Genomic DNA, 1,574 nt, shown 5'->3' with positions numbered 1-1,574 from the left:
ATCAACGCTCGGGAGTTCGGTCAGCAGGTCCTGCTCGAACTCGCCGATGCGTACACCAAGAGCCAGCACGTTGCCTACTGCCCACGTGCWTGGCTCCATGTAGAGCTGGCCCTCGACCATCACAATCTGGTCGCCAGCCACATGGGGACGGCTCGCGCCGTCCAGGATACCGCCAGCCGCAGCGCTGGTGCGGCTGATGTTCACTTCACGGTTGGCTGAGTCATACAGCCACAGCCCCTGGGCGTTCACAGGCCCAGAGCTGAGGGTACGCACGGCGAAGTCGTACGTACCCAGGCTATCCGCGATGCCGAGCGGTGCGGCCAAGCCGACGCTCGAACCGCGGTAGACCCAGTCGGCGCGCTTTTGKGGCGCGCGTCGACGAGAGGTGCCCCGGGACTTAGCCACGGGTCACCTCAGGCATGCACGCTAGGCGCTTTCCCCCGTGAGAAGCAGCCACAGCGTCACGCCGTAGAGCATCGAGCTCGGCGACTGCTCGAGCTCGTTCTTCCCCTGCCAGACCGTCCAATGCGCGGTCCAGCAGGGATGCAGGGGCACCGACAGCTCCGYTCCGCGTAGCATGTCGMCCAGCTCGAGGCACATCCTCGAGGCTGAGAGAGCGTTGTACGCTTTCCACCTCATCCTGAGGTATGGTGGAGACCCCTTCGGGTTCTCCATCTCCGCCTCCATCGAGTTCYTCGAGGGCGGCTTCGACCATGTCGACGAAGCGGGTCCATCGGGAGTAGGCTTCGCCATCTCCCTCGGGTCCCGCGCGCAGTGCGGACTCGACATCTCGAGTCCAGCCATCCAGGTTGTGATAGGCACGTGGCATGAGCAACCTTCCAGCAGGTTCCAGCCTGCTACCGAGGAGCCTATCGGATTCTCGCTGAAGCGCAAGCAAAGAACCCGCCGGGCCCCCTAAACGGGCCGGGCGGGCTCACGGACGCTTACGATGCGCAGGCTACGCCGGTCGCACGAGCGTTCTGAACCAGGTTTGGTAGCGGAGATTCACCGAGGTGCTCGCCGCTTCCAGCCACAGGGCGAGGCCAGCGGTGCCTCGCAAGCGCATGTTGATGCGCGCACGGATGGTGACGACCTGAAGGGCGTCGTTGGTGTCAAACCCCATCCAGTAACGGCGTTCCCAGCGGTTGTTGCGATGGTCATTCGCAAAAGCCGCTTCCGTCTGTGCCACCACAGCCGGATTCCACATGCTGTAGTCAGCATCAACGCTCGGGAGTCCRGTCAGCAGGTCCTGCTCGAACTCGCCGATGCGTACACCAAGAGCCARCACGTTGCCTACTGCCCACGTGCTTGGCTCCATGTAGAGCTGGCCCTCGACCATCACAATCTGGTCGCCAGCCACATGSGGACGGCTCGCGCCGTCCAGGATACCGCCAGCCGCAGCGCTGGTGCGGCTGATGTTCACTTCACGGTTGGCTGAGTCATACAGCCACAGCCCCTGGGCGTTCACAGGCCCAGAGCTGAGGGTACGCACGGCGAAGTCGTACGTACCCAGGCTATCCGCGATGCCGAGCGGTGCGGCCAAGCCGACGCTCGAACCGCGGTAGACCCAGTCG

3 protein-coding genes are annotated in these 1,574 nt (G+C 64.1%); all 3 read right to left on the bottom strand.

What is annotated here, in order from left to right; translation table 11 throughout:
* A partial coding sequence (locus tag E1809_RS26410; protein WP_133207168.1) for a hypothetical protein occupies nt 1-405 on the bottom strand: 405 nt, incomplete at its 3' end.
* Between the two features lie 21 nt (nt 406-426).
* Nucleotides 427-555: a hypothetical protein gene (locus E1809_RS27840; protein ID WP_268908741.1), complete on the bottom strand. Its 129-nt coding sequence runs from the start codon at nt 553-555 to the stop codon at nt 427-429.
* A gap of 403 nt (nt 556-958) precedes the next feature.
* Nucleotides 959-1,574 (bottom strand): hypothetical protein (locus E1809_RS26955; protein ID WP_165962521.1); only part of this gene is annotated, 616 nt, incomplete at its 5' end.

Origin of the sequence: Arthrobacter terricola, assembly GCF_004354015.1 — a bacterium.
Classification (GTDB): domain Bacteria; phylum Actinomycetota; class Actinomycetes; order Actinomycetales; family Micrococcaceae; genus Arthrobacter; species Arthrobacter terricola.
The sequence above is the reverse complement of the archived record's forward strand: the minus strand, read 5'-3'. Positions and strand labels throughout refer to the sequence as shown.